Annotated in this window: 19 protein-coding genes; 2 read left to right on the top strand and 17 right to left on the bottom strand. The window is 48.2% G+C overall.

Going from position 1 to position 22132, the window contains the following annotated elements; genetic code table 11:
• Positions 1-36: 36 nt before the first annotated feature.
• The gene (locus KNO78_RS03380; RefSeq protein WP_074037116.1) at positions 37-786 is read left to right on the top strand and encodes a GDSL-type esterase/lipase family protein; all 750 of its coding nucleotides are present in this window, start codon (positions 37-39) and stop codon (positions 784-786) included.
• Between the two features lie 31 nt (positions 787-817).
• On the opposite strand, the gene KNO78_RS03375 is transcribed toward KNO78_RS03380, so the two are convergent.
• Positions 818-1489, bottom strand: coding sequence for a hypothetical protein (locus KNO78_RS03375; protein ID WP_159562216.1), 672 nt, complete (start codon positions 1487-1489; stop codon positions 818-820).
• Positions 1476-2606, bottom strand: a complete 1131-nt coding sequence (locus KNO78_RS03370) for a mandelate racemase/muconate lactonizing enzyme family protein (RefSeq protein WP_214690981.1) — start codon at positions 2604-2606, stop codon at positions 1476-1478. The genes KNO78_RS03375 and KNO78_RS03370 overlap by 14 nt, the downstream gene beginning before the upstream one ends.
• A 79-nt stretch (positions 2607-2685) precedes the next feature.
• Between KNO78_RS03370 and KNO78_RS03365 the strand changes: the two genes are divergently transcribed.
• Positions 2686-3885, top strand: a complete 1200-nt coding sequence (locus tag KNO78_RS03365; RefSeq protein WP_214690982.1) for a hypothetical protein — start codon at positions 2686-2688, stop codon at positions 3883-3885.
• Between the two features lie 15 nt (positions 3886-3900).
• Here KNO78_RS03365 and nhaC read toward each other — a convergent pair whose 3' ends face one another.
• The 15 genes from nhaC to KNO78_RS03290 form a co-directional block, all read right to left on the bottom strand.
• Positions 3901-5301 carry a Na+/H+ antiporter NhaC gene (nhaC, locus tag KNO78_RS03360; protein WP_374193978.1) on the bottom strand — a complete coding sequence of 467 codons (1401 nt, stop codon included), beginning with the start codon at positions 5299-5301 and terminating at the stop codon, positions 3901-3903.
• Between the two features lie 162 nt (positions 5302-5463).
• On the bottom strand, positions 5464-6552 hold the full coding sequence (locus KNO78_RS03355) for an amidohydrolase (protein ID WP_214690984.1): 1089 nt from the start codon (positions 6550-6552) through the stop codon (positions 5464-5466).
• 16 nt (positions 6553-6568) lie between these two features.
• A complete protein-coding gene (locus tag KNO78_RS03350; protein ID WP_214690985.1) occupies positions 6569-6913 on the bottom strand; it encodes a DoxX family protein in 345 nt (114 codons plus the stop codon).
• A gap of 56 nt (positions 6914-6969) precedes the next feature.
• A complete protein-coding gene (locus KNO78_RS03345; protein WP_214690986.1) occupies positions 6970-8235 on the bottom strand; it encodes a S1C family serine protease in 1266 nt (421 codons plus the stop codon).
• Between the two features lie 111 nt (positions 8236-8346).
• Complete coding sequence (locus tag KNO78_RS03340; protein ID WP_214690987.1) at positions 8347-9165, bottom strand: fumarylacetoacetate hydrolase family protein; 819 nt, start codon at positions 9163-9165, stop codon at positions 8347-8349.
• A gap of 53 nt (positions 9166-9218) precedes the next feature.
• On the bottom strand, positions 9219-9674 hold the full coding sequence (gene nrdG / locus KNO78_RS03335) for an anaerobic ribonucleoside-triphosphate reductase activating protein (RefSeq protein WP_214690988.1): 456 nt from the start codon (positions 9672-9674) through the stop codon (positions 9219-9221).
• A complete protein-coding gene (locus KNO78_RS03330) occupies positions 9652-11502 on the bottom strand; it encodes an anaerobic ribonucleoside triphosphate reductase (protein WP_214690989.1) in 1851 nt (616 codons plus the stop codon). Before KNO78_RS03330 ends, nrdG begins: the two co-directional genes overlap by 23 nt.
• Positions 11503-11692: 190 nt before the next feature.
• Positions 11693-12523 (bottom strand): formate/nitrite transporter family protein, encoded by an 831-nt coding sequence (locus KNO78_RS03325; RefSeq protein ID WP_370568602.1) that lies wholly within the window; start codon positions 12521-12523, stop codon positions 11693-11695.
• Positions 12524-13100: 577 nt separating this feature from the next.
• Entirely contained in the window at positions 13101-13754 is a 654-nt protein-coding gene (locus KNO78_RS03320) for a hypothetical protein (RefSeq protein ID WP_214690990.1), read from the bottom strand.
• 660 nt (positions 13755-14414) lie between these two features.
• Positions 14415-15062, bottom strand: a complete 648-nt coding sequence (locus KNO78_RS03315; protein ID WP_214690991.1) for a 50S ribosomal protein L25/general stress protein Ctc — start codon at positions 15060-15062, stop codon at positions 14415-14417.
• Between the two features lie 165 nt (positions 15063-15227).
• The gene (gene mutL / locus KNO78_RS03310; protein WP_214690992.1) at positions 15228-17045 is read right to left on the bottom strand and encodes a DNA mismatch repair endonuclease MutL; all 1818 of its coding nucleotides are present in this window, start codon (positions 17043-17045) and stop codon (positions 15228-15230) included.
• A 4-nt stretch (positions 17046-17049) separates the two neighbouring features.
• Entirely contained in the window at positions 17050-19578 is a 2529-nt protein-coding gene (gene mutS / locus KNO78_RS03305; protein WP_214690993.1) for a DNA mismatch repair protein MutS, read from the bottom strand.
• A 53-nt stretch (positions 19579-19631) separates the two neighbouring features.
• Positions 19632-20063, bottom strand: coding sequence for a YlbF/YmcA family competence regulator (locus KNO78_RS03300; RefSeq protein WP_012726155.1), 432 nt, complete (start codon positions 20061-20063; stop codon positions 19632-19634).
• Between the two features lie 58 nt (positions 20064-20121).
• Positions 20122-20580 (bottom strand): GNAT family N-acetyltransferase, encoded by a 459-nt coding sequence (locus KNO78_RS03295; protein ID WP_214690994.1) that lies wholly within the window; start codon positions 20578-20580, stop codon positions 20122-20124.
• A 10-nt stretch (positions 20581-20590) separates the two neighbouring features.
• On the bottom strand, positions 20591-22057 hold the full coding sequence (locus tag KNO78_RS03290) for a phytoene desaturase family protein (RefSeq protein ID WP_214690995.1): 1467 nt from the start codon (positions 22055-22057) through the stop codon (positions 20591-20593).
• Between the last annotated feature and the right edge of the window lie 75 nt (positions 22058-22132).

Genomic DNA, 22132 nt, shown 5'->3' with positions numbered 1-22132 from the left:
TTGATATGATGTTTATATAGAAAGCGAGGTCAGCCCATGAAACAGTCGAAATGGTATGCATTTTTAAGTGGCGCCGTTCTTTTAACGGGAATCGCCGTCTACGGTCTATGGATCGGCTATCAAGATATCGTCAATCCGCCGGAGCGAACACTTTCCGTCTCCGAAGATGAACGTCCCGAGCCAGAAGGAGACGTCTACGTCGCATTAGGCGATTCGTTGACACGCGGTGTGGGGTCAACATCAGGCGCAGGATATGTACAGCCTGTCAGCACTGCTCTTGAAGAAGAAGGCGTACGTACGCAAAACCTTGCCGTGTCTGGGGCACGAACAGAAGATTTACTCACACAACTCGAGCAACCTGAAGTGCGTCGAACGATTGAGAACGCACGATATATCACGTTGACCATCGGTGGAAACGATTTGTTCAACCGTGGGGAAAACGTCGATAACTTCGAATCCGTCGATATTCAACAAGTGGTCACGGATGCGAAGACGAATTTAGAAACGATTTTCACTGAAATTCGATCACTCAACGATTCAGCAACCATCGTGTATATCGGTCTATACAATCCGTTTCAAAATGATGAGAATGGACAAGCATTCAATCAGCTCATCCTCGATTGGAACGCATCCGCGAAACAATTGGCGAATGCGCAGAATATCGATGTGATCGACCCGTTCGCCTACATCTCTGACTTATCAAGAGACCTTGCGACCGACCAGTTCCACCCGAGTGACCGTACGTATGAGAAATTCGCGAATGATGTACTCTTCGTTCTCGAATGAACAAAATCCTCGTCAAGCTGACGAGGATTTTTTACTTCTCATATCGAACAATCCACTGTTCCCCTTGTTTCATCATGCCCGTCCCGATCCAACCAGTTTGGAGTAACTCAACTTGTTTCATCCGTTCTTTCATCGGCACATCCATCACTTCTGATGTGGGATGCCACGAACGATGCATCTCTTTGTAAAAGATATAGCGGAGTTTCCCGCCATACTTTTCTTTCAACGCCCCGATTCGGAGTCCAAGCGTGAACTTGTCTTTCATGCTTGGAATATTGAACGGTGCGACAGTTGCACAGACGACATCGAATCGATCATCCGATTCCACTTGTGCCATCAACAGTTTGCCTAAATGTGTCTGTAGTCCATATCCACGGAAGTCTGGATGGACGTTCGTCACTTCCTGATACAGGACACGTTCAAGCGAATCCTCCGGCCATCCGATATCTCGCCCTAGATGCTCCGCATCAATCGGTGGGATGAGCATCGCTCGGAACGCGATAATCCGACCATCTGCTTTTGCCCCAATCAACGTCTGATCCGTCAACAGTTTCGTGAACTCTTCAACCGATAACGATTGATAGTGCTCCGGTTCAGCCAACGCCTGAATGACCGTATCTTGAACGGCTAACAGTTCCGGTAAATCCGACAAGCCTAGGACGCATACATGAAGTGAAAGGTCTTTGATCTCACCTTGCCACATGCGACTCATCTCCAACCACGTAAGATTCCGTCGTCAATTCACGTAACACGTCCTCATCGACGTCAATACCGAGTCCCGGACGATCGTTCAGCGAGATGATTGGTAAATCATATGATAAGTTTCCTACATCTTTCCCGAACCGGAGCGGACCCGTCAACTCGACCGTCTTCACGATTTTACTCGAGAAAGCGACATGGAATCCTGCACTCGATGCAATGGAGGATTCGACCATAGAACCAATCTGGCATTCGATTCCGGACATCTCCGCCATATGGACCAACTTCTTCGCTGGATAGATGCCACCGCACTTCATCAGCTTGATGTTCGCTTTATGGGCTGCCTGCATCATCGTCAAGCGTCTCATATCGTGAATATCTTTCAACCCTTCATCCATCATGAGCGGGACTGAGATTTTTTGTTTCACTTCGAGCATGCCTTCAAAATCATCCGCCTTGACCGGTTGTTCGACCCAGTCGATTCCATACGGTTCGAGTAGACGCATGGCTTGAACCGTATTGGCCGCGTTGATCCATCCCTGGTTAACGTCAACTCGAATCGGCACGTCATTTCCTACCGCTTCCCGTACCGCCTTGACACGCGCCACGTCCGTTTGCACATCGACTCCGACCTTCATCTTCACTGCTCTATAGCCTCGTTTCATTTGTTCGAGTGCCTCTTGTGCCATATGGCTCGGCTCTCCGATACTCAAGACGTGAGTGACAGGGAATGATTCATGGTACCGACCGCCAATCCATTCGTAGATTGGTTGATTCAGCTTTTTCCCGATCACATCATGACACGCGATATCAAGTGCTGCTTTGGCAGCCGGAACACCACGAATCGCACGGTCCATCTCGTCATGAATATGCTCTAGGTGCATCGGATTTTTTCCGATTAAGAGCGGAGCCAATAGATGACGGAGGACGCTGACCGTGCTCTCAGCGGACTCACCCGTCACATGCTCATCCGCCACGGCTTCTCCATAACCGACAAGTCCACATGCGGTTGTCATTTTGACGATGACAGAAGGCATATCATCATAACGGTGATAACTGACGATGAATGGTACCTTTAATGGAAAGCGAACCGAGAAAATTTCTATTTTTTGAATATTCATGTTCATCACTCCTTTACTTCAACTGTCCTTTCCTCTATATTGTCGTTATATAGTCGCTAAATTGCAAGGGGGATTTTACATGTCCATCCATATCGCCGTTGTCGGCTCACCATCGTTTATACAACAGGTACAGAACGGTTCTTCCTTACCCGATGTTCGAATCGAGGGATTTCCTTATGATGACCCGCGAGAAGCGAAAGACATCGCTACGCATCTCCTATTTTTCGACGGAGTGTTCTTTTCCGGTTCATTCCCTTATACGTATGCGACGGAGGAAGTGACCCTTCCATTTGCCCATCACGTCGTTCAAGATGATGTCGTGTTATTGACGTCACTCTTATATGTGACATTGACACAACAGCTTCGACTCGAACATCTCTCTATCGATCTCGTTGATGCGTCACGACTTGATTCGATTTTAGCATCGTTTCCAAGCCACATGTCGCCACCGCAAGTGAAAGAACTCAGTCCGTATATGAATTTCGAAGAGTTGATTTCGTTTCATGAGCAACTTCAACGAACTGGGACGACTCGATTCGCCTTGACAAGTGTCGAACGAGTCCATCGACACTTAGTGGAAAATGGTTTTGCTAGTCAGCTCATGATAGAGCCAGAAGAGAGAATTCTCCACCACTTCCATGATTTTATTCAACAGATTCGTTTGAACAAATTGGACCAGTCACAACTCGCTGTGCTCTTCTACTCGGAGGCAAGTGAAGATACGCTCAACCATACGACAAAACATCATTATTTCGGTGGTAAATTGATGGAGTCCACTCAAGACGGCATCATCCTATTATCGAGTAAAGGAAAGATTGAATCCGCCATGTCAAACGGTTTCATCTTGCCAGAGGAAACTCCTGGTCATGTAGGTATCGGGTATGGGTCCGATTATCAACGTGCCATTGAGCATGCCGAACTTGCACTTCATACGACAAGTAATTCCACTATACGAATCGTCGACGATTCAAAACGAATGACGTTCACCGATCAACCGGCACCGATTCATTTCCGTGTCACGCAAACGCGTGTCTATGACATGATGAAACAGACGGGTATGAGTCCGATTAATATCGAAAAGCTCATTCACTTTTCAACGGACCATCTCGAGTTTACAGCGAAAGAGTTGACCGACCATTTAAACGTGACACGTCGTACGACAGAGCGACTCATCAAAAAATTGGTTGATGCAAAACTTGTTCATCGGATTGGCGAAGAAATGAGCTACAGCCAAGGTCGTCCGCGTACCGTCTATAAATTTCAATTCCCGGTCGATTAACGACCGGGAATCGTTTTATTGAGCCGCTTGTTCTGCGACAGGTTCTTCCAGTTGTATGACTGCCATGCGCTCAATCGTATATCCCGTAAAGGCATATACAATCGAGATGACTGGTACGATGAAGTTCAAGACGGCGTACGGTGCATATTCGAAAGCTCCGACCCCAAGTGTGCCGAGGATGAATACCCCACACGTGTTCCACGGTATAAAAACGGATGTCAACGTCCCTCCATCCTCGAGGGCACGAGATAAGTTTTTCGACTGTAGTCCCATTTTTTCATATGCTCCAGCAAACATTCTCGACGGGACGACGATTGAGATGTACTGCTCCGAACACGTCGCATTCGTTGCAATCCCAGCTAAAATCGTTGAAGCAATCAACGAACCTGCCGTTTTCGCCAATTTCAAAATTTGGTTCATAATAGATTGTAGCATTCCCGAATATTCTAAAATCCCCCCGAACGTCATCGCGACGATGGTCATCGAGACCGTGTACATCATCGCATCAAGACCACCTCTACTGAAGAGGTTATCGACCAGTTCATTTCCCGTCTCGATGACATAACCACTCTGAAGAGCGCCTACGCTGTCAGCGAGCGTTCCACCTTGAATGAACACTTGAGCCAAGAAGCCCAGTGCAATCCCGACGACGAGCGCCGGAATCGCTGGCACCTTCTTTGCGACGAGCAAAATGACGGCGAGTGGAACGAGGAGTAACCATGGTGAGATGACAAAACTGTCCTCTAAAATCGTCAATGTCTGTGTGATTTCAGACGAGTCTGTCGAAGAATCTGCAAATCGTCTACCGAGCCATGCGTATACCCCGAGTGCAATGATGAGTCCTGGAATTGTCGTATAGAGCATGTGCCGAATATGTACGAATAAATTCGTATGAGTTAATCCTGCCGCCAAGTTTGTCGTGTCTGACAAAGGCGACATCTTATCCCCAAAGTAAGCTCCTGAGATGACAGCCCCCGCTACCATCGGCGCCGGTATCCCCATACTCAGCCCGATGCCCATCCCCGCTACTCCAATCGTCCCCATCGTCGACCATGAACTCCCGATTGAGAGCGCGACGACCGCACAGATGAGGCAAATGGTTAACAAAAAGTATGCCGGCGAGATGATCTTCAGTCCGAAATAGATCATCGTGGCAACAATGCCTCCACCGATCCATGCCCCAATCGTCAACCCGACCAAAATGATGATGACGACTGCCGGCAAGGCGAGTCGAATCCCCTTATACATCATCTCCTCAATTTCTTTCCACTTGAAACCGTGACGCCAGGCGACGATTGAAGCGACTGCCGTTCCGACGATGAGCGGAATGTGTGGACCTTGACCGAGCTTAACGATCGAGATGAGCATGACGACGATCATCACCCCGAGTGGCAAGAGTGCCCACCCTAACTTCATGTCTTGCTTGTTCCCCGTTGTTTCCATCTAACTTCCTCCCCTATAGCGAGAATTCAGAATTGTCGTTATATTGTCGCTAATAACGTTATGATAGCGCTTACAAGGAGTGGATGCAATAAAAAAATGAGTGGACAGACATCTGTCTATCCCACCCATCTTGATTTATGTTGCTGCAATCCGGAGCGCATCCGCGAGCAGGCGTGCCCCATCTTCTATCGCGTCACGGTCAAACGTCATATGCGGATGATGAAGACCTGGACCTAAATCAGCGCCGATGCCAATCATCGTTGCATCAAGTGACGGTTTCTCAACGGTATAAAAATGAAAATCATCGCTACCTGACGTGACGATCCGTTCAACGAGAGCCGATTCACCGAAGCGTTTCTCAATCGCTCGCTTGGCGATTTGGCTAGACTCTTCCCCAACGACGGCTCCCGGTGTAAAGTCTTGCCACTCCCATTCAAGTTTCACACGATGAAGCTGACCGACCTGGAGTAACATGTCTTCGACACGATTGCGCAGTTCGAGCAATTCTTCATTTTGTTGAGCACGGACATCAATCGAGAACGTCGCATTTCCTGGAATGATGTTCATGTTGTCACTTCCAGCATGGACTTTTGTCAACTTGACGGAGTGTGGCTCAAACGGTGACAAGTAAATGCTTTTGAGCATGTGTTGAATCGTGAAGATGACATCGAGTGCATTCTGCCCTTGATGTGGTCTCGCTCCATGGGCATCATCTCCAAGCACTTCTCCTTTTAGGAAGAAGGCAGCCCCATGTTGAATTGCCGCCGCGTATTGCCCCTTTTTCAATTCTTCTATCGGACGCAAATGAATCCCGAACAGTTGCGTCACGTCTTCGAGCGCACCTCGTTCGATCATGGCGAGCGAACCGTTTCCTTGCTCTTCGGCAGGTTGGAAGATGAAACGGATTCGCTTTTGTAACGCTTCGTCTTTCAACTGTTCGAGCGCACCGAGCACCATACTGATGTTCGCGTCGTGCCCACATGAATGGTTCGCTCGAAACGTACCGTCCACTTGTTGCCATAACGCGTCGATATCGGCTCGGACCGCAATCACCTCTTCTCCCGATCCAATCTCCGCGATTACTCCGGTCACGTCCTCAAACGTTCGATGGGGAATCGACCAGTCTGATAAGATGGATGCGATTGTTCGAGTCGTCTCGACTTCTTTCCAACTGATTTCTGGATGAGCATGAAAATGTTCAAACCACTTGAGTACGTTTGTCATATGTATCTCCACACCTTTAGATTTTTTTGACACCTTTGATAAGAATCCATTGAAGCGGGAGTCGTCCCCATGTAACCCATTTCGGAATGACTTTCCCACCGATTCTAGAAGGTTTGACCGCCATGTTGATATTGGCTGGGAAGACGGCGATAAAGAATGCCGGTAGCGTTATCTTTACGAACGTCGTCCCCTTGTTCAGTAAGAGCATCGCCCCGAAGACGACTTCTACGACTCCGCTCAGTTGCACCATCAACCGACGGAACGGCCATGACTTCGGAATAATCGACATGAACGCCTTCTCTTTGACAAAATGTAATACCCCTGCCCCGAAGAGTAACACCCCATATAAATTTCGTACCATAACTCATCCTCCTTTTGTATAAGCATAGCAAAAAAGGCGGGCTTATTGCCCACCTTTTACAATGCAGAACCGTTCGCGTTTTGAATCTCGACTTGAACCGTCTCTGTTTTTCCGTCACGGACATATTCGATGTCGACCGTTCCGTCCGTATCTCGAATCAATTCACTACGGAGGTCGATGAACGAGCTGACGTCTTTGTCATTGATTTTCACGATGACGTCACGCGCCTCAAGACCCGCTTTTGCGGCTGAACTGTTTTGCTGCACTTCTACGATAATCGTTCCCGCCGTCACAGATTCAGGCAAGTTGATTTGTTCCGTCAAGTAACCTGGAGGGAACTCTGATACGTCACGAAGTGAGACGCCGAGTGACGGATGATTCACTTCTCCCGTCTGTTCGATTTGATTGATGAGCGGAAGGGCGATGTCGACTGGGATCGAGAAGCCGACTCCCTCGACTTCTGCCGTCGCAATCTTCATCGAGTTGATTCCGACGAGTTGTCCTTCTTCGTTGATTAACGCACCACCCGAGTTACCTGGGTTGATGGCCGCATCCGTTTGAATGACCTCAGCGTTGAAGTCGGCCTGTCCGTTCTCATCCGTATCGACCGGCACGAGACGTGACGTCGATGAGACGACACCGCGTGTCACGGAGTTCTCGAATTGTCCGAGCGGATTCCCGATGGCGATGACCGTTTGACCCGGTTTTAACTCGCTCGATTTGCCGATTGAGATGACGGCCGGTACTTTGTCAGCGTCCACTTTCAAGACGGCCAAGTCATACGTCGCGTCACTTCCCATGAGTGTCGCTTCCGCAGTCGTTCCGTCATTAAAGGTGACCGTCAGCTTGTCCGCGCCGTTGACAACGTGATGGTTCGTCGCGATAAATGCCGAGTCGCCTTCTTTTTTATAGATGACACCTGATCCGACTCCAGCCTCGACCGCCTCACTCGAGAAGCCAGTTTGGGCGAAGTTGTTCACGGTGACGACTGCAGGTTGAGCGGTCGCGACGGCATTCGTGACCGAAGAGTCAGACACATTTGATGACGTCTGGACCGGAGTCCCTTGCGAGGTCACGTTCGTATCACTCACACTCGTAGCCGGTTGGTCGATGAACGGATATGCGATTGCGCCCGTCAACAACGCTCCGATGACTCCACCGACAAGTCCCGGGAACATACGGCTGACGAATGACGGTTTTGATTGTGTTCGTACTTTTGTCTCTTCTCGGTTGGATGAACCGAGTTCTGTATCTAACCAATCTTTTTGTTGCTCTGATTCATGTAATTGATCGTGTTCATTTGATTGATCGTGACGATCCATAATGATTCATCTCCTCTGTGTTATCTTCTACCCTTACTATAACGAAGAGGAACACTCATTTATAAAATGATAAATGAATTACAAGATTCTTCACATTTTACGTCATTTCATTCAGACAATCACATTTCTTAACGTACCGAGACCTTCAATCGTCACTTCGACCGTGTCTCCCGTTTGTAGATACGTCGGTGGCGTCATCCCGTGCCCAACTCCGGCTGGTGTACCCGTCGCGATGACGTCGCCCGCTTCGAGCGTCATGCCTTTCGACAGTGTACGAATGAGTTCATCAATCGGACGAATCATATCGTCTGTCGTCCCATCTTGACGCGTCTCCCCATTGACACTTGTTTTGATTTGGAGAGGGAACTGGAGCTCGTCCGGTGTGACGACGAACGGTCCCATCGGACAAAACGTATCGAACGACTTGCCACGGAAGAATTGGACATGTTCTTTTTGCACGTCTCGAGCCGTCACATCGTTTAGAATGGTGTAACCGAAAATGTGCTCCTCGACCGCTTCGATGTCTCGTCCAGACTTGCCGATGATGACGGCGAGCTCACCTTCATAGTCAAGTTTGTCCGTCAATTCAGGATGACGCTCAATGACCGCTTCCGGACCGACGACCGAGGTCGGTGCTTTCGTGAAGATGACGAGTTTCCCTGCTCCTGCTGTATCCATCTCTTTCACGTGTTCTTCGTAGTTCTTGCCGATACAAATCACGTTTTTCAATGGACGGTACGGGGCGAGTAATTTCACCTCCGTCACTCGGTATGATGGCGCCACGTCCAAATCGATATCCGGTTCGAACTCACGGGCAATTACCTCTAATAAGTTTGTCGTATGTACTTGATTGCTGACATCAAAGACGAAATCACCTTCGACGATTCCCACTCGTTGCTCTTCTTGCATCTCAAAACTACACCATTTCATTAAAACTCCCCCTTTTCATCATTATACAAAAAATCGAGACATCTCCGCCTCGATTACACTTTATTCAAGAAGATGATGCGTTGATTACTCGATCCCCGAAAGCGGAGTCCCATGTCTCGTAGCGATTTCTCAAAGCGGCCATCAACGAGGACGTCAGCGTAATCTAACACGGTTTGAATCGCTTCGTCCTGCATCGCTTCCAACTGTTCGATCGTATAACCGGTATACACCCACACGTTTTTACCGAGCGACTTACACGCCGTGACGAGTTCTGCCAGCGCTGACGATTGCAGGAACGGTTCGCCTCCAGAGATGGTCACGCCGTCCCAGCCACTCATTTTTATGCGACGGACAAGTTCATCCACTTCAATCTCATCGCCACCGTCTGGATTCCACGAGGAAGGATTATGACACCCTTTACAATGGTGGGGACAGCCGGCAGTAAAGATGACCGTCCGAATGCCTGGTCCATCAACGACCGATTCTTCAACGACGGATAGAATGCGCATCGTGTTTCACCCTCGCCCGTTCTTCTTCCCGCTTCGCCGTATTCCAACGGTCCATCGTCCCGACCAAATAACCGGTGATGCGGCGGATTCGTTCAATGTTTGTATCCTCGCCACACGTCGGACAGGCATCGTCAATCAGTCCTTCTAACCCACAATTTCCGCAACGATCGACCGGATGATTGATGGAACCGTAGCCGATATCATGCTGTCGCATCAAGCGGACAATCGATTCCACCGCTTCCGCATTGTGGGCAAGTGACCCATCGACTTCGACATATGAAATATGTCCCGCGTCACACAATGCGTGATACGGTGCCTCGATTCGGATTTTCTCACGAATTGATACAGACTGATAGACCGGCACGTGGAATGAATTTGTATAAAAGGCACGATTAGTGACACCTTCAATCATCCCAAACGTTTCCTGGTCTCGCGTCACAAATTTACCTGACAATCCTTCTGCCGGTGTCGCGAGCAACGAAAAGTTCAAGTCGTACGTTTCGGCTGCCGCACGCATGCGATTGGCCAAATGCGTGACGATGTCAAGACCGAGTCGCTCCGCTTCACGCGACTCAGCATGTGTACCTCCCGTCAACACCTTCAACGTTTCAGCGAGTCCGATGAAACCGAGTGAAAGCGTTCCTTGTTTCAATACGTCTCGGACTTCATCATGAATATGTAACTGCTCACTTCCACGCCAGACACCTTGTGTGTAGAGGAAACGAAATTCTTCAGCGCGACGCGTACATTGATATTCGAAACGCTCGACCAACTGTTCGATCCCGATGTCGACATATCGGTTGAGAATGCTGTAAAAATCCGAGATCGACTCCGAGACAAGTGCCATCTTCACCAAGTTGAGTGTGGAAAAGGAAAGATTGCCACGACCGATCGACGTCTCTTCTCCGTGTCGGTTTCCCATGACCCGAGTGCGGCAACCCATATATGCCACTTCAGATGCATGCGTCCCATCATAGTAAGCGGCATTAAACGGAGCATCGATGAAGGAGAAGTTCGGGAAGAGACGTTTTCCGGTGACCCGACACGCTTCACGGAAAAGATCGACGTTCGGATCGTCCTTCCGAAAGTTGATGCCTTCTTTTACTTTAAAGATTTGAATGGGAAAAATCGGAGTCTCCCCATTCCCTAATCCCCGTTCCGTGGCACGAAGTAGCTCACGAATGAGAATCCGTCCCCACTTTGAGGTATCCGTCCCGTAATTGATCGAAACGAACGGGACTTGACCGCCACCTCGTGAATGCATCGAGTTCGCATTGTGAATGAACGCCTCACACGCCTGATACGTCGCCGAGATCGTCTCTTCTTCCGCGAGTTGTTTCAATTGCGCATCGTCCCAGTCAACGGGTAAGGATTGGAGTCGGCTCAGTTGACGCTCATATGTCTTCTCGACATACGGTGCCAAATCGACGTCAAACATCGGGAAGGCCTGCCCCCCATGCTGCATATTTTGATTCGCTTGAAGGATGATCGACGCGAGTGCCATGGCAGAGCGAATGTCCTTTGGTGACCGGATCGTTCCATGCCCCGTATGGAATCCATCTTTTAATAATTGACCGAGTGGAATTTGACAACATGTCGTCGAGCCAGTGATGTAATAGTCGGCGTCGTGCACATATAAATAGTTATCAGTGACGGCCTGTTTTGATCGCTCCGACATCAAATACGTCTGCGACAATTCTTTCGACACTTCCGAAGAAAGTCGTGCTAGTTTCCCGAGCGGGGATTTACCGTCCACGTTCGCATTCTCTTGTACTAAGTCTTGGTCTGGTAAGATGCAGACGTCCTCATACAACTGCAGTAATTTCAAAACCCATCACCTCACTATATATGGATTCAAAACAATATTAATCGTTTTATAAATCCTATATATAGATTATGGCATGTGTTTTTCTCGATGGTCACGAGTCGATATTGTGACAGTTTACTTGTGGCATACGATAAAAAAGAGCCTCGTCTTCGATAAGACAAGGCTCTACGCTACATGTGACAAACATCATTTATTTAACCGCTTTTACAACTTTTAATTCGACTTCTTCCTCTAATTCTTGTGCTTCACGGAGACCCTTCGAGTTGAGCCACGTATAGATGGCTCCCATGAAGAGCGCTCCACCGATAATGTTACCGAACGTTGCAGGAATCAAGTTGTGAATTGCACCTGCCATGCTAATCGTCTCCGGGTGTGGGACGACGAGCGTCAAGGCGAACAAGACGAAGTTGGCGATGACGTGGTCGAATCCTGAAGCGAAGAAGACCGCGACAAGGAAAATCATCGAGAAGATTTGAGCGAACTCATTTTTCATTTGTTTCGGTAAGAAAATAGCGAGACAGACCATCCAGTTACAGAAGATGGCGCGGAAGAAAATTTCGACCGTCGTATGGTGCATTTTCCCCTCAACAACGGAGAACAACCAGTTGTTCATCCCGAGTTCTTGGATGACGCCAGTCGGTGCAAGTAGTAACGCAAATAGGATTCCCCCGAGTGCGTTCCCGACGAAGCAGAGCAACCAGACGAGCATCGTATCACTAAGCGTCGTATAACCGCGAAGTGTCGACGTTGTGAAATACATCGTATTCCCCGTGAACAATTCGGCTCCCCCATAGATAATCATGACGAGCGCGATCCCGAACGAGAAGCCTCCAATGAGTGTCGTGAACGGAGATTCCGCTAAATACATACCGTTGACGACTTTCAACGTGAAGATTGAAGCAAAGCCGATAAAGATCCCGGCTAACATCGCCCGTAAAAAGTATTCCATTGGACGATAATGAATCATTTGCGAGGAAGCCTGTGCTTTTTTTCGTAATGATTCGAGTGCATGGATTTCCATTGATGCCATGTCACAAACCCTTCTTTCTGAATAATTAAATAGGAAAGTATCAGTTCTAATATGTGAAATCATTAACAATATAAACTGTACAGTCTCTGTTGGCAATCCTGTCTTGCATGAATTGACAGAGTGTTCACATCGTAATCGTTTACATATGGCGGATTTGTGACAAAGAAAAATTCTCCCTATTTTCGGGAGGATAGCATACTTCCACATAATGAAGAAACAGAGTAGTTAACCATCAAAATCAACCGTATTCGGTTCAATTTAATTTCACCAAGCTACATACCGCACGAGATAGAGTCTCGTAATATTTCATCTAAAATAAAAAAAACGGCGCCCAAAACAAAAATGAAATACTTCGATGAGTTTCTCATATAACATTACTTCTCCTTAAAATTCACTATATTTAATTTGAACATAATATGGAAATTTTAAGCTGTTTAAGAGCCATCAAAAAAATCCCTCACTTTGAATTATGTCTCACAATCCATTTTCAGGTAGTCAGAAACATTATTCAACATTTTGAGGGATACTAAGAGTATCGATAGAAATAGTGAACTGTATACTATTTATTTTAGAAGCTATATTTTTTATTATAGGAATCGCTGAATTTTGCTCCTACGCTTTGTCCGCTAATGTTTACTCCTAGTAAATGATATCCTTGAATTTTAATGGATACGCTTCTTTTATTCGCAGAAATGTTTTTAGCAGACGTTGTTTGATGCCAACTTGATGGGAAACCATTACTATTCGACTTTACAGAAGTTATTTTACTGAATTTTTTTGTTGACCCTGAACCAGTATAAGTATACTCGAAATCAATATACATGGTTTGTGGTAACCACAATGAGTACACCCAACGCAATTCTTCAGCAGAGCTCCACTTGATACGATCAGTGCCACTTTTAGAGGCTGCTGCTTTAGCATAAAATGAAGGTGATGCAGAAGGTACAATCCCTAAGCTAAATAATGAATCTTCTTCTTTTTCTCGATTTAATTGATCAACTTCCCAAGCACGTACAGCATTTTCAAAATCCTCATATGAATCAAAGTTAATGCTAGATACTCCTTCAGGTACTTCTTCTGCCTTAACAATTTCTACATGACTACTCTCACTTGAAATTTTGTTGCTCAAATCATCAATATCTCCGCTGGCGGATACAGATTGATTAAATAAGCTAAAAAATAGCGCAGTGGACAGTGTACAAAAAGCAAGTTTGTTCTTCATCACTATAAACTCCCCTTGTTTTTTCCAATTATTTTAGTAAAATGTTAGTATAACATAGAAAATAGAAATCAGATGATTAAAATACAAAAAAATCATAAAAAGGATGCGATTCCCAAATGTCAAAAGGTGGTTCCACATTCAACTTTAAGGTATTTTCTCTTAGTTTTATTATTGTAATGATACTTTCTTTCATTCCTCAGATTGGGATTAGAGAAGAGGGACCCTACATATACTATGGATTTCCAGCTCGTTGGTTAGGTAACCTAGGACAAGGAGATTACAGTTTTGAACTATTTGGGTTGCTGTTTAATTTAGCTCTCTTATATTTTTTATTAATATTCATAAAAAAAATAATTGGAGCATTCAAAACAAACTTTAAAATAAATAAGAGAAATGGTTCCAATAGCTAAAAAATGGGTTCCAAAAATGAAAAGCGTGTGCAATTTACAATAATCAGATGTTCCATGTATTGATCCGGGATTATCATTTCTATGGTGAAGAATCATAATATTAGTTGCATCACTCTAAAGCGAACTCAAAAATGCTACATCACTTTCCTCACTTTGATCTAAAAGTATTAAGTTCAGATTCGTTTGGACAATAAAACAAAGGAGCATCACCCCATCTAGGGATGATGCTCCTTTTTTATAATCGAATTGCTTATTCTTTATCCTCAGTCGATTCTTCAGCTTCTTCAGAAGAAGCTTCTGATGCTTCCCCTTCAGTTGAACCTTCTTCCGATTCTTCGTCTTCAACTTCTGCAACCGGCTCATTCACAGAGGCGATGTGCATATCTGGTTCCGAGACGATCGTGTACGAGCTGTCTTCTGGAAGATCCGCTACGGTCACCGAATCGCCGATTCCAAGCTCTGATACATCGAGTTCGATACGTTCAGGGATGTTGGCCGGTGTCGCAGCGACCGTCACTTTATAAAGTGACTGGGCAAGATATCCGCCTTCTTTGACGCCTTTCGCGTCGCCAACAAGGACGATATCCGCTTCGACTTCTGTCTCTTCATCCATCTTCACGGCCATGAATTCGACGTGCTGATAGAAGTTTGTGAACGGGTCCGTTTCCGATCCGTGCACGAGCGTGTTGATTTTATTTCCATCGTAATGGAGTTCAATCAAGGCATTGTCACCGTGGTCTCGAAGAATTTTACGAAGGTCCATCTCGTCAAATACGATTGGCGTGCTGTCTACTTTGTAGCCGTAGACGACGCCTAACGCTTTTCCTTCCTTACGCAACTTCGTGCGCAGTGACCGTGGGCGTAATTCTCGTTTTGATACTTGAAGTTTGTTCGTCATTTTCTTTTCCTCCTACATTGATATACATTTCATGTCGACATCTTGAGGGTGAGGCAGTGAAAAAGCCACCTCTCAACCTCGATGCGTTGAGTGACATGTGTATAGTTTTCCCATGAGGACTCGTAAATAAACGTTACATCGTGTTAAAACAAGGTAACAAGACGATTACATAACGCGTTTAAATAACTTTTCAAGCTCATACGTGCTCCATTTCACAAGAATCGGTCGCCCGTGCGGACACGTAAACGGAGACGTCGTACGACTCAAATCATCAATCAATTGTCGCATCATCTCCATATTGAGTGGATGATTCGCTTTGATCGATCGTTTACACGCCATAAGGATCGATGCTTCTTCTCGATATTTCGCAATGTCGATTGATCGCTGTTGAATGGCCATCTCCACTAGATCACGAATCGTGCCTTCTAAGTCATGTTGCGGATACCATGTCGGAATCTCACGGACAAGGAACGTGTTACCCCCAAACGGCTCTAACGTGATGCCTGCATCCGCTAGAAGCGGGAGCACTTCTTCGATAGCGAGCGTCTCTTCTTGCGTGAACTCTAACGTCAGCGGAATCAACAGAAGCTGATACTCTTTTTCTGGACGTCCTAACTGCTCATAAAACAACTCATACTTGATGCGTTCCTGGGCAGCATGTTGGTCCATTACGTACATCCCGTCTTCCGCTCCACAGATGATATAACTTGAATGCAGTTGTCCGATGACGTCTAACGCCGGTAAACGCTCCGACTGATGTACAGGCTTTTCGACCTGTTTTGGTTCAATCATCTCTGGCTCCGGTTCATGAACGAGCGGCGCCGGATTCCACTGGGAAGGAGACGTGAGCGACTCTTTTCGCTCCCGAGGAATCGGATAGTTCCACTCGACGGTGTCTGCTTGTTTAGGTTGCGGCTCCATCGAAAAGTCGAGCTTCGACTGTTCGGACGGTGTCACACGTTTCGGCTTCGGCTCTTGTTTCACAGACGGAATGAGACGTTGCTCCCGGAGCGTCAATTGAACGGTCTCTCGAATGAGCTGGCACAATTCTTTTTCTTTCGACAAGCGTACTTCACGTTTCGTTGGATGGACGTTCACGTCAATCAACATCGGGTCCATCTTCACTTCGAGCACGGCAATCGGATAACGACCGATTGGTAAGAGCGTATGATAGCCCTCGAGCACGCTTTGGGTCAGCGCAAAGTTCTTGATGCTTCGACCGTTTAAGATGAGGGTCACATATTGTTTGTTCGAACGGGTCACTTCCGGGCGCACGAGATGCGCGCTCAGTGTATAGTCGTTCGTCTTGCTCGACGCCGTGACGATTTGTGCGGCGACTTGGCGACCATAGATGGCGAGCATAACTTGTTTCAAGTCCCCATTCCCGTTCGTTCGCAACAGTTCTTTCTCTTCATGAAAGACGGTGAAGCGAATTTCCGGATGGGACAGCGCCAAACGGTTCAACGTATCGGTAATGCTCGCAAGTTCTGTCGCCGATGTCTTCAAATATTTCAGACGGGCCGGTGTGTTGAAGAAGAGCTGACTGACCGCGATTTCGGTCCCGACATTCGTCGCCGCCGGATTCGTCTCTTTGACGACACCGCCTTCGAGCGTCATCTCAAAACCATCCTCATCTGCTCGCTTCGACTTCAACGAGACGTGACTGACCGACGCGATCGAGGCGAGTGCCTCACCGCGGAAACCGAGCGTCCGAATCCGGAACAAGTCGTGCTCGTCCCGAATCTTACTCGTCGCATGTCGCAAGAAGGCTCGCGCCGCGTCTTCTTCATGGAACCCATGCCCGTTGTCACGGACTTTGATGAGACGGATGCCCGCCTCTTGTAAGTTGACATCCACTTTCGTCGCTCCCGCATCAATGGCATTTTCGACTAATTCTTTGACGACGGAAGCCGGTCGTTCGACGACCTCCCCGGCTGCGATTCGGTTCGCGAGTTGTTCAGGTAACTCTCGAATGATTCCCATCGACTCACCCTTTCTTTGCGGTCTGTTGCAGTTCATACAGCGCCTGCATCGCTTCGATTGGATTCATTGCCAACAAATCGAGTTTGAGCAGCTGTTCTCGAACGGCGTCATTCGACTCGAACAGCGACAACTGGCTGACTTCTTCCACTGAAGGTGGAGCAGGTTGCTCGTTCAAACTCGGTTTCGTTGCTTCCGACTCGAGTTCTGACAGAATCGTCCGGGCCCGGTCAATCAATGAATCCGGAAGTTCAGCCAATTCCGCCACATGAATCCCGTATGATTTGTCGGCACGTCCTGGGTGTACTTCATGGAGGAAGACGACTCGCCCATCCCGCTCAATCGCCCGGACATGAACATTCTCAAGTGTCGGAATCGAATCTTCGAGCACTGTCAGTTCATGATAGTGCGTCGAGAAGAGTGTCTTCGCGCCGATTGACGAGGCGATATATTCAACAATCGCCTGTGCGAGCGCCATTCCGTCATACGTCGACGTTCCGCGACCAATCTCATCTAATAGAATCAGACTATGGTTCGTTGCCTCGGTGACGGCTTGTCGCGTCTCGGTCATCTCGACCATGAACGTCGACTGTCCGCTCACCAAATCGTCAGCCGCACCGATCCTTGTGAAGATGCGGTCAAAGAGCGGGAGTTCCGCCGCTTCTGCCGGGACGAATGAACCGATTTGATGAAGGATTGCAATCAAGGCAAATTGACGCATATACGTCGATTTACCGGACATGTTCGGTCCGGTGATGAGTAACATTTGACGCGTGTCGTCAAGCGTCAAGTCATTGGCGACATACTCACCTCGAGGCAAGACCGTTTCAATGACAGGGTGTCGTCCTCGTTCGATTTGTACATGCGTCGCTGTAACCGGACGCACATACTCCCGTTTCTCGGCCACGACGGCAAGGGCGAGGAGAACATCCAACTCACTGAGTGAACGGGCCAATTGCTGAAGGTCCTTCGTGTACGTCTTCACTTCTTCGCGGAGTTCGACAAACAAGTCATATTCGAGCGTACAGCTCTTCTCTTCCGCTCCCAAGATGAGGGCTTCCTTCTCTTTTAGCTCAGGCGTAATGTATCGTTCCGCATTCGTCAACGTCTGCTTCCGCTCATAACGCCCTTCTTCGAGCAACTTCGCATTTGCTTTCGTCACTTCCAAGTAGTAACCGAATACGCGGTTATACCCGACCTTCAACGACTTGATGCCGGTCGCGATGCGTTCCTGTTGCTCGAGGTTGGCAATCCACGATTTCCCGTTCGCTTTCGCTTCTAACAGTTCGTCGAGCTCTTCCGAATATCCGTGACGAATCATCCCGCCCTCTTTCGTCGAGATGGGAGGTGAATCGACGAGGGCAGCCCGGAGCTGTTCACTCAACGTCTCGAACGAGTCGAGATTTTGTTCGATTTGCTGCAAGCGATCGGCTTTCACCGTTTGTAAAAGTGACCGGACGGCTGGCATCCGTTCGAGTGTGTCGCGTAGTTGGACGAGGTCTCGCGCATTCGCCGTCCCGTACCCGACTTTTGCGACAAGGCGTTCGATATCGTAGACTCGCTTCAGCTCTTCTTGTAGTTGATCGCGCAACATGAAGTCGTCCACTAAGTTCTCTATGGCGTCCTGTCGCTCTCTGATGCCTTGCTCTGTATAGAGTGGCTGTTCGAGCCAACGCTTCAACAAACGACCGCCCATCGCCGTCGTCGTCTCATCAAGGAGTGAAAGGAGTGACCCTTTCCGTTCTCCTGAACGAGCCGAACGGAACAACTCAAGATTTCGGGCCGTATTGGCGTCGAGCTGCATATGCTGTTCGATCTTATAGACGACAGCCGGTTGCAAGTGATCGAGTGAACGTTTCTGTGTTTTCGTGAGATAGGCGAACAACAACTCAAACGCCGAGCGCTGTGCCTCATCTTTCGCACCTTGTGCGAGCGGACTCTCCCGCTTGTCCACTTGAATCGAGAGTGGGATCCCGGTCTGACTTAACAAGTCGGCTAACCGTTCATCCTCGACGATGACCTCGTTCGGGAGCAATCCTTCGATTTCCCGTAAGACGGCCTCTTCTGACGAGAGCGTCGTCAACCATGATTCCCCCGTCGTGACGTCACCGCGAGCAATTCCGAATCGGCCTGCGACGTCCGAGATGGCGACGAGATATCGGTTCTCTTTTTCACTAAGTGACGCCATATATGTACCTGGCGTGATCACTTGGATGACTTCCCGTTTCACGAGCCCTTTCGTCGCCTTCGGATCCTCCGTCTGTTCACAGATGGCGACATTAAAACCTTTTTCGATCAACTGTTCGATGTAGATTGCCGCGGAATGGTGCGGGACGCCGCACATTGGAATCGGATGCTCAGCCTGTTTCCCATTTTTAGAAGTAAGCGTGAGCTCTAACTCTTTCGCGACAATTTGTGCATCTTCAAAAAACAACTCGTAAAAGTCGCCGAGTCGATAGAATAAAAAGGCGTCCGGATAGTCGGCCTTGATGGAGAAATATTGTTTCATCATTGGTGTCTGATGGACTTCTTGCATGTTGATTCACCTCTAGAAAGTACAACAGCTGACCATCGGCCAGCTGTGTCGTTTTAGTATCCGCAGCCGCCGCGTGCTTGTTCAGCCGCCATGCCGCTCCCTGTCTTCCCTGCAAGGACGTCGCCGTCCGTCGATTCGATGATGCGGTCCGTCACGGAGTTCGCGAGCGTGACCGTCACGTATTGAAGCAAATCGTTCACTTCGACTTGTGTTTCTTGGAACGCTTGAACGACCGGAATCGAGTCCAGTTCTTCCATCGCTTTATCAATCTTTTGCTCGACTTTCGCAAGTGCTTCCGTCTTGCCATAGTGCTTACAGTTGACGGCTTCTTTTTGTAAGAACTTGATTCGTTTAATCAACGTCTGTACGCGGTCACTTCCGTTCACTTTCGCTTCCGCTTCCTTGAAACGCGCCACTTCTGGTGTTTGTGCTAATACGTCTGCCAATTCTCTTGCTTTTGCAATTACTTGTTGATCGGTCACCATTGTAAACCCCTTTATGTCTATAATGTAATCGTGCTCAATGGCACGTGAATGTTCTTTCTCATTCTAACATGAACGATTCGGAAACGGTACTAGCGGGATTCGTTGATTCACGTAACATATCGACGTGTGGAATACTGTCTTCTTGATACACATCACTCGTCCGTTTGAAGCCAAACGATGCATAAAAAGATTCCACATACGTCTGCGCTTGCAGATATAATGTCTCATGTCCAAAATCTTTGATTGCCGCATCCATCAAAAGGCGGGAATACCCCTTCCCTCGATGCGTCGCTTTCGTGACGACACGTCCAATGGCGACCGGAGATGCTTCCGTCAGCACGCGAAGCGCAGAGACGATCTCTCCATCTTCTTCTATCCAATAATGGATGGCTGCTACGTCCTTTCCATCCACCTCTTGGTACGGACAGTTCTGTTCGACCACGAATATCTCAGTTCGTAATGCCAGTAAGCGATACAATTCCATCGTTGTCAGTTCATCAAACGCTTTTTTCTTCATCAGTATCCCCCTAATCAATCGTCACCCCGAGTGCCCGGGCGACATGTAATCCGCTCGTCATCGCGCCAATCGTCCCCGCTCCTGGAAATACGGTATCCCCGCACACAAAAAAGTTCGGCAAGTCGGTGCGATAACTTGCAGCGCGAAAGAGCGCCTGGCTAGGAGTCTGCGCATAACCTCCGACTGCCCCATGCGGTCGCTTCGTATACTTCACCCATGCCCCGGGTCCACCAGGAAGAAGTAGTGACGACTCGCGGTCCCAAGCGGGAAAAGCAGTTGCGACGACGTCGACGAGACGATTGGTCCAATCTTGCTCTAGTTTCTCATATGCCGCCCGGTCTTTCCAATGTTGCCATTCTGATAAATCGATATGTGTGGATACCGTGATGGTCCGTTCCGGTTTTTCTGTGCGCAACACGTCATCCGGCGCGGACATGGAAATGAACGCATGCCCACTCGGTAATCGCTCGTGATAGATTTGTTGAAACAGCGGTTTCTGTCGACACACATCCTCAGGCAAGACGAGGTACAGACTGAACGTGCCCCATTGTGACTGCTTCAATTGTCTGCGATATTGTCGTTTGAAGCGTCGTTGTTCTTGTCCTCTCAGAAGCTCGCTCGTCCGTTCAATCGGGATGGCGGAAACAATGACATCGACCAGTTCAAGTCGTCCTCTTCGATCGGTGATGAGCCATCCATCCGTCACTCGTTCGATGGATTGGACGTCTCTCCCTAATTTCGTCTCCCCACCAAACGTCCGAACGGCGCGCTCTAACGCATGAGCCAATTGATACAGTCCACCTTCCACATAGTACGCTCCTTCGTGATAGACTGACAGCGCCACTGCACCGAGTAAATGACTCGCTTCTTTCGCACCGGTTTGCAAACTGTCGAGCAGAACGCCATCGATAAATCGCTCGAACATTGTACCGCTTAGTCCATGACGGGCCAACGTGTCGCCGAGTGGACGCTGGAGTTTCATTAGCGCTGTGATTTGATTCGGCCGGAATCCTTTTAGTGCATAGATCATATCCGAGACCGTGCAAAGTGGAAGAGCGGGCAACTGCTGAAACAATGGACGAATCTTCTCAAAATCGCCCCACACTTCACGATAGAATGCATGAATCGCCTGACTGTTCTCAGGGAAAGTGCGACTAAGCTCTTCGAGTAGATGTTTGCGGTCGCGATAGTAAGTGACGGTGACGTCAGGCAGTTGAATGTCCATCACCTCGTCCAGTAACGTCACCTCGACCGATTCGCCCAATTTCTGAAGAACCCGCTGATGGACCCCTCCTCGTTCGAATCCCATACCGAGCGTTGCCCCTGCAGGAAACAAATAGTCACCCCGTTGAAACTTGCCGGCACACCCACCCCATTCACGCGATGCTTCTAATACAATCACATCATGCCCTTTCTGCTGCGCGAGCGCAGCTGCAGTCAAACCCGCAACGCCTCCACCTATGACCCCGATTTTCATGTACATCCCTCCTCTTTATATCATACCTGCTCCTTTACAAAATTGAAGAAATGAATCGGTTTTTGAGATTAGGGA

It is taken from the genome of Exiguobacterium sp. s132, assembly GCF_018617235.1.
GTDB lineage: Bacteria > Bacillota > Bacilli > Exiguobacteriales > Exiguobacteriaceae > Exiguobacterium > Exiguobacterium profundum.
This window is presented reverse-complemented; position numbering and strand designations above follow the sequence as displayed.

Excerpts from the sequence above, each read along its gene's own strand:
- KNO78_RS03380 (WP_074037116.1), top strand. The coding sequence starts at position 37 with ATGAAACAGTCGAAATGGTATGCATTTTTAAGTGGCGCCGTTCTTTTA.
- KNO78_RS03375 (WP_159562216.1), bottom strand. The coding sequence starts at position 1,489 with ATGTGGCAAGGTGAGATCAAAGACCTTTCACTTCATGTATGCGTCCTA.
- KNO78_RS03370 (WP_214690981.1), bottom strand. The coding sequence starts at position 2,606 with ATGAATATTCAAAAAATAGAAATTTTCTCGGTTCGCTTTCCATTAAAG.
- KNO78_RS03365 (WP_214690982.1), top strand. The coding sequence starts at position 2,686 with ATGTCCATCCATATCGCCGTTGTCGGCTCACCATCGTTTATACAACAG.
- nhaC (WP_374193978.1), bottom strand. The coding sequence starts at position 5,301 with ATGAAGTTAGGGTGGGCACTCTTGCCACTCGGGGTGATGATCGTCGTC.
- KNO78_RS03355 (WP_214690984.1), bottom strand. The coding sequence starts at position 6,552 with ATGACAAACGTACTCAAGTGGTTTGAACATTTTCATGCTCATCCAGAA.
- KNO78_RS03350 (WP_214690985.1), bottom strand. The coding sequence starts at position 6,913 with ATGGTACGAAATTTATATGGGGTGTTACTCTTCGGGGCAGGGGTATTA.
- KNO78_RS03345 (WP_214690986.1), bottom strand. The coding sequence starts at position 8,235 with ATGGATCGTCACGATCAATCAAATGAACACGATCAATTACATGAATCA.
- KNO78_RS03340 (WP_214690987.1), bottom strand. The coding sequence starts at position 9,165 with ATGAAATGGTGTAGTTTTGAGATGCAAGAAGAGCAACGAGTGGGAATC.
- nrdG (WP_214690988.1), bottom strand. The coding sequence starts at position 9,674 with ATGCGCATTCTATCCGTCGTTGAAGAATCGGTCGTTGATGGACCAGGC.
- KNO78_RS03325 (WP_370568602.1), bottom strand. The coding sequence starts at position 12,523 with ATGGAAATCCATGCACTCGAATCATTACGAAAAAAAGCACAGGCTTCC.
- KNO78_RS03320 (WP_214690990.1), bottom strand. The coding sequence starts at position 13,754 with ATGAAGAACAAACTTGCTTTTTGTACACTGTCCACTGCGCTATTTTTT.
- KNO78_RS03315 (WP_214690991.1), bottom strand. The coding sequence starts at position 15,062 with ATGACGAACAAACTTCAAGTATCAAAACGAGAATTACGCCCACGGTCA.
- mutL (WP_214690992.1), bottom strand. The coding sequence starts at position 17,045 with ATGGGAATCATTCGAGAGTTACCTGAACAACTCGCGAACCGAATCGCA.
- mutS (WP_214690993.1), bottom strand. The coding sequence starts at position 19,578 with ATGCAAGAAGTCCATCAGACACCAATGATGAAACAATATTTCTCCATC.
- KNO78_RS03300 (WP_012726155.1), bottom strand. The coding sequence starts at position 20,063 with ATGGTGACCGATCAACAAGTAATTGCAAAAGCAAGAGAATTGGCAGAC.
- KNO78_RS03295 (WP_214690994.1), bottom strand. The coding sequence starts at position 20,580 with ATGAAGAAAAAAGCGTTTGATGAACTGACAACGATGGAATTGTATCGC.
- KNO78_RS03290 (WP_214690995.1), bottom strand. The coding sequence starts at position 22,057 with ATGAAAATCGGGGTCATAGGTGGAGGCGTTGCGGGTTTGACTGCAGCT.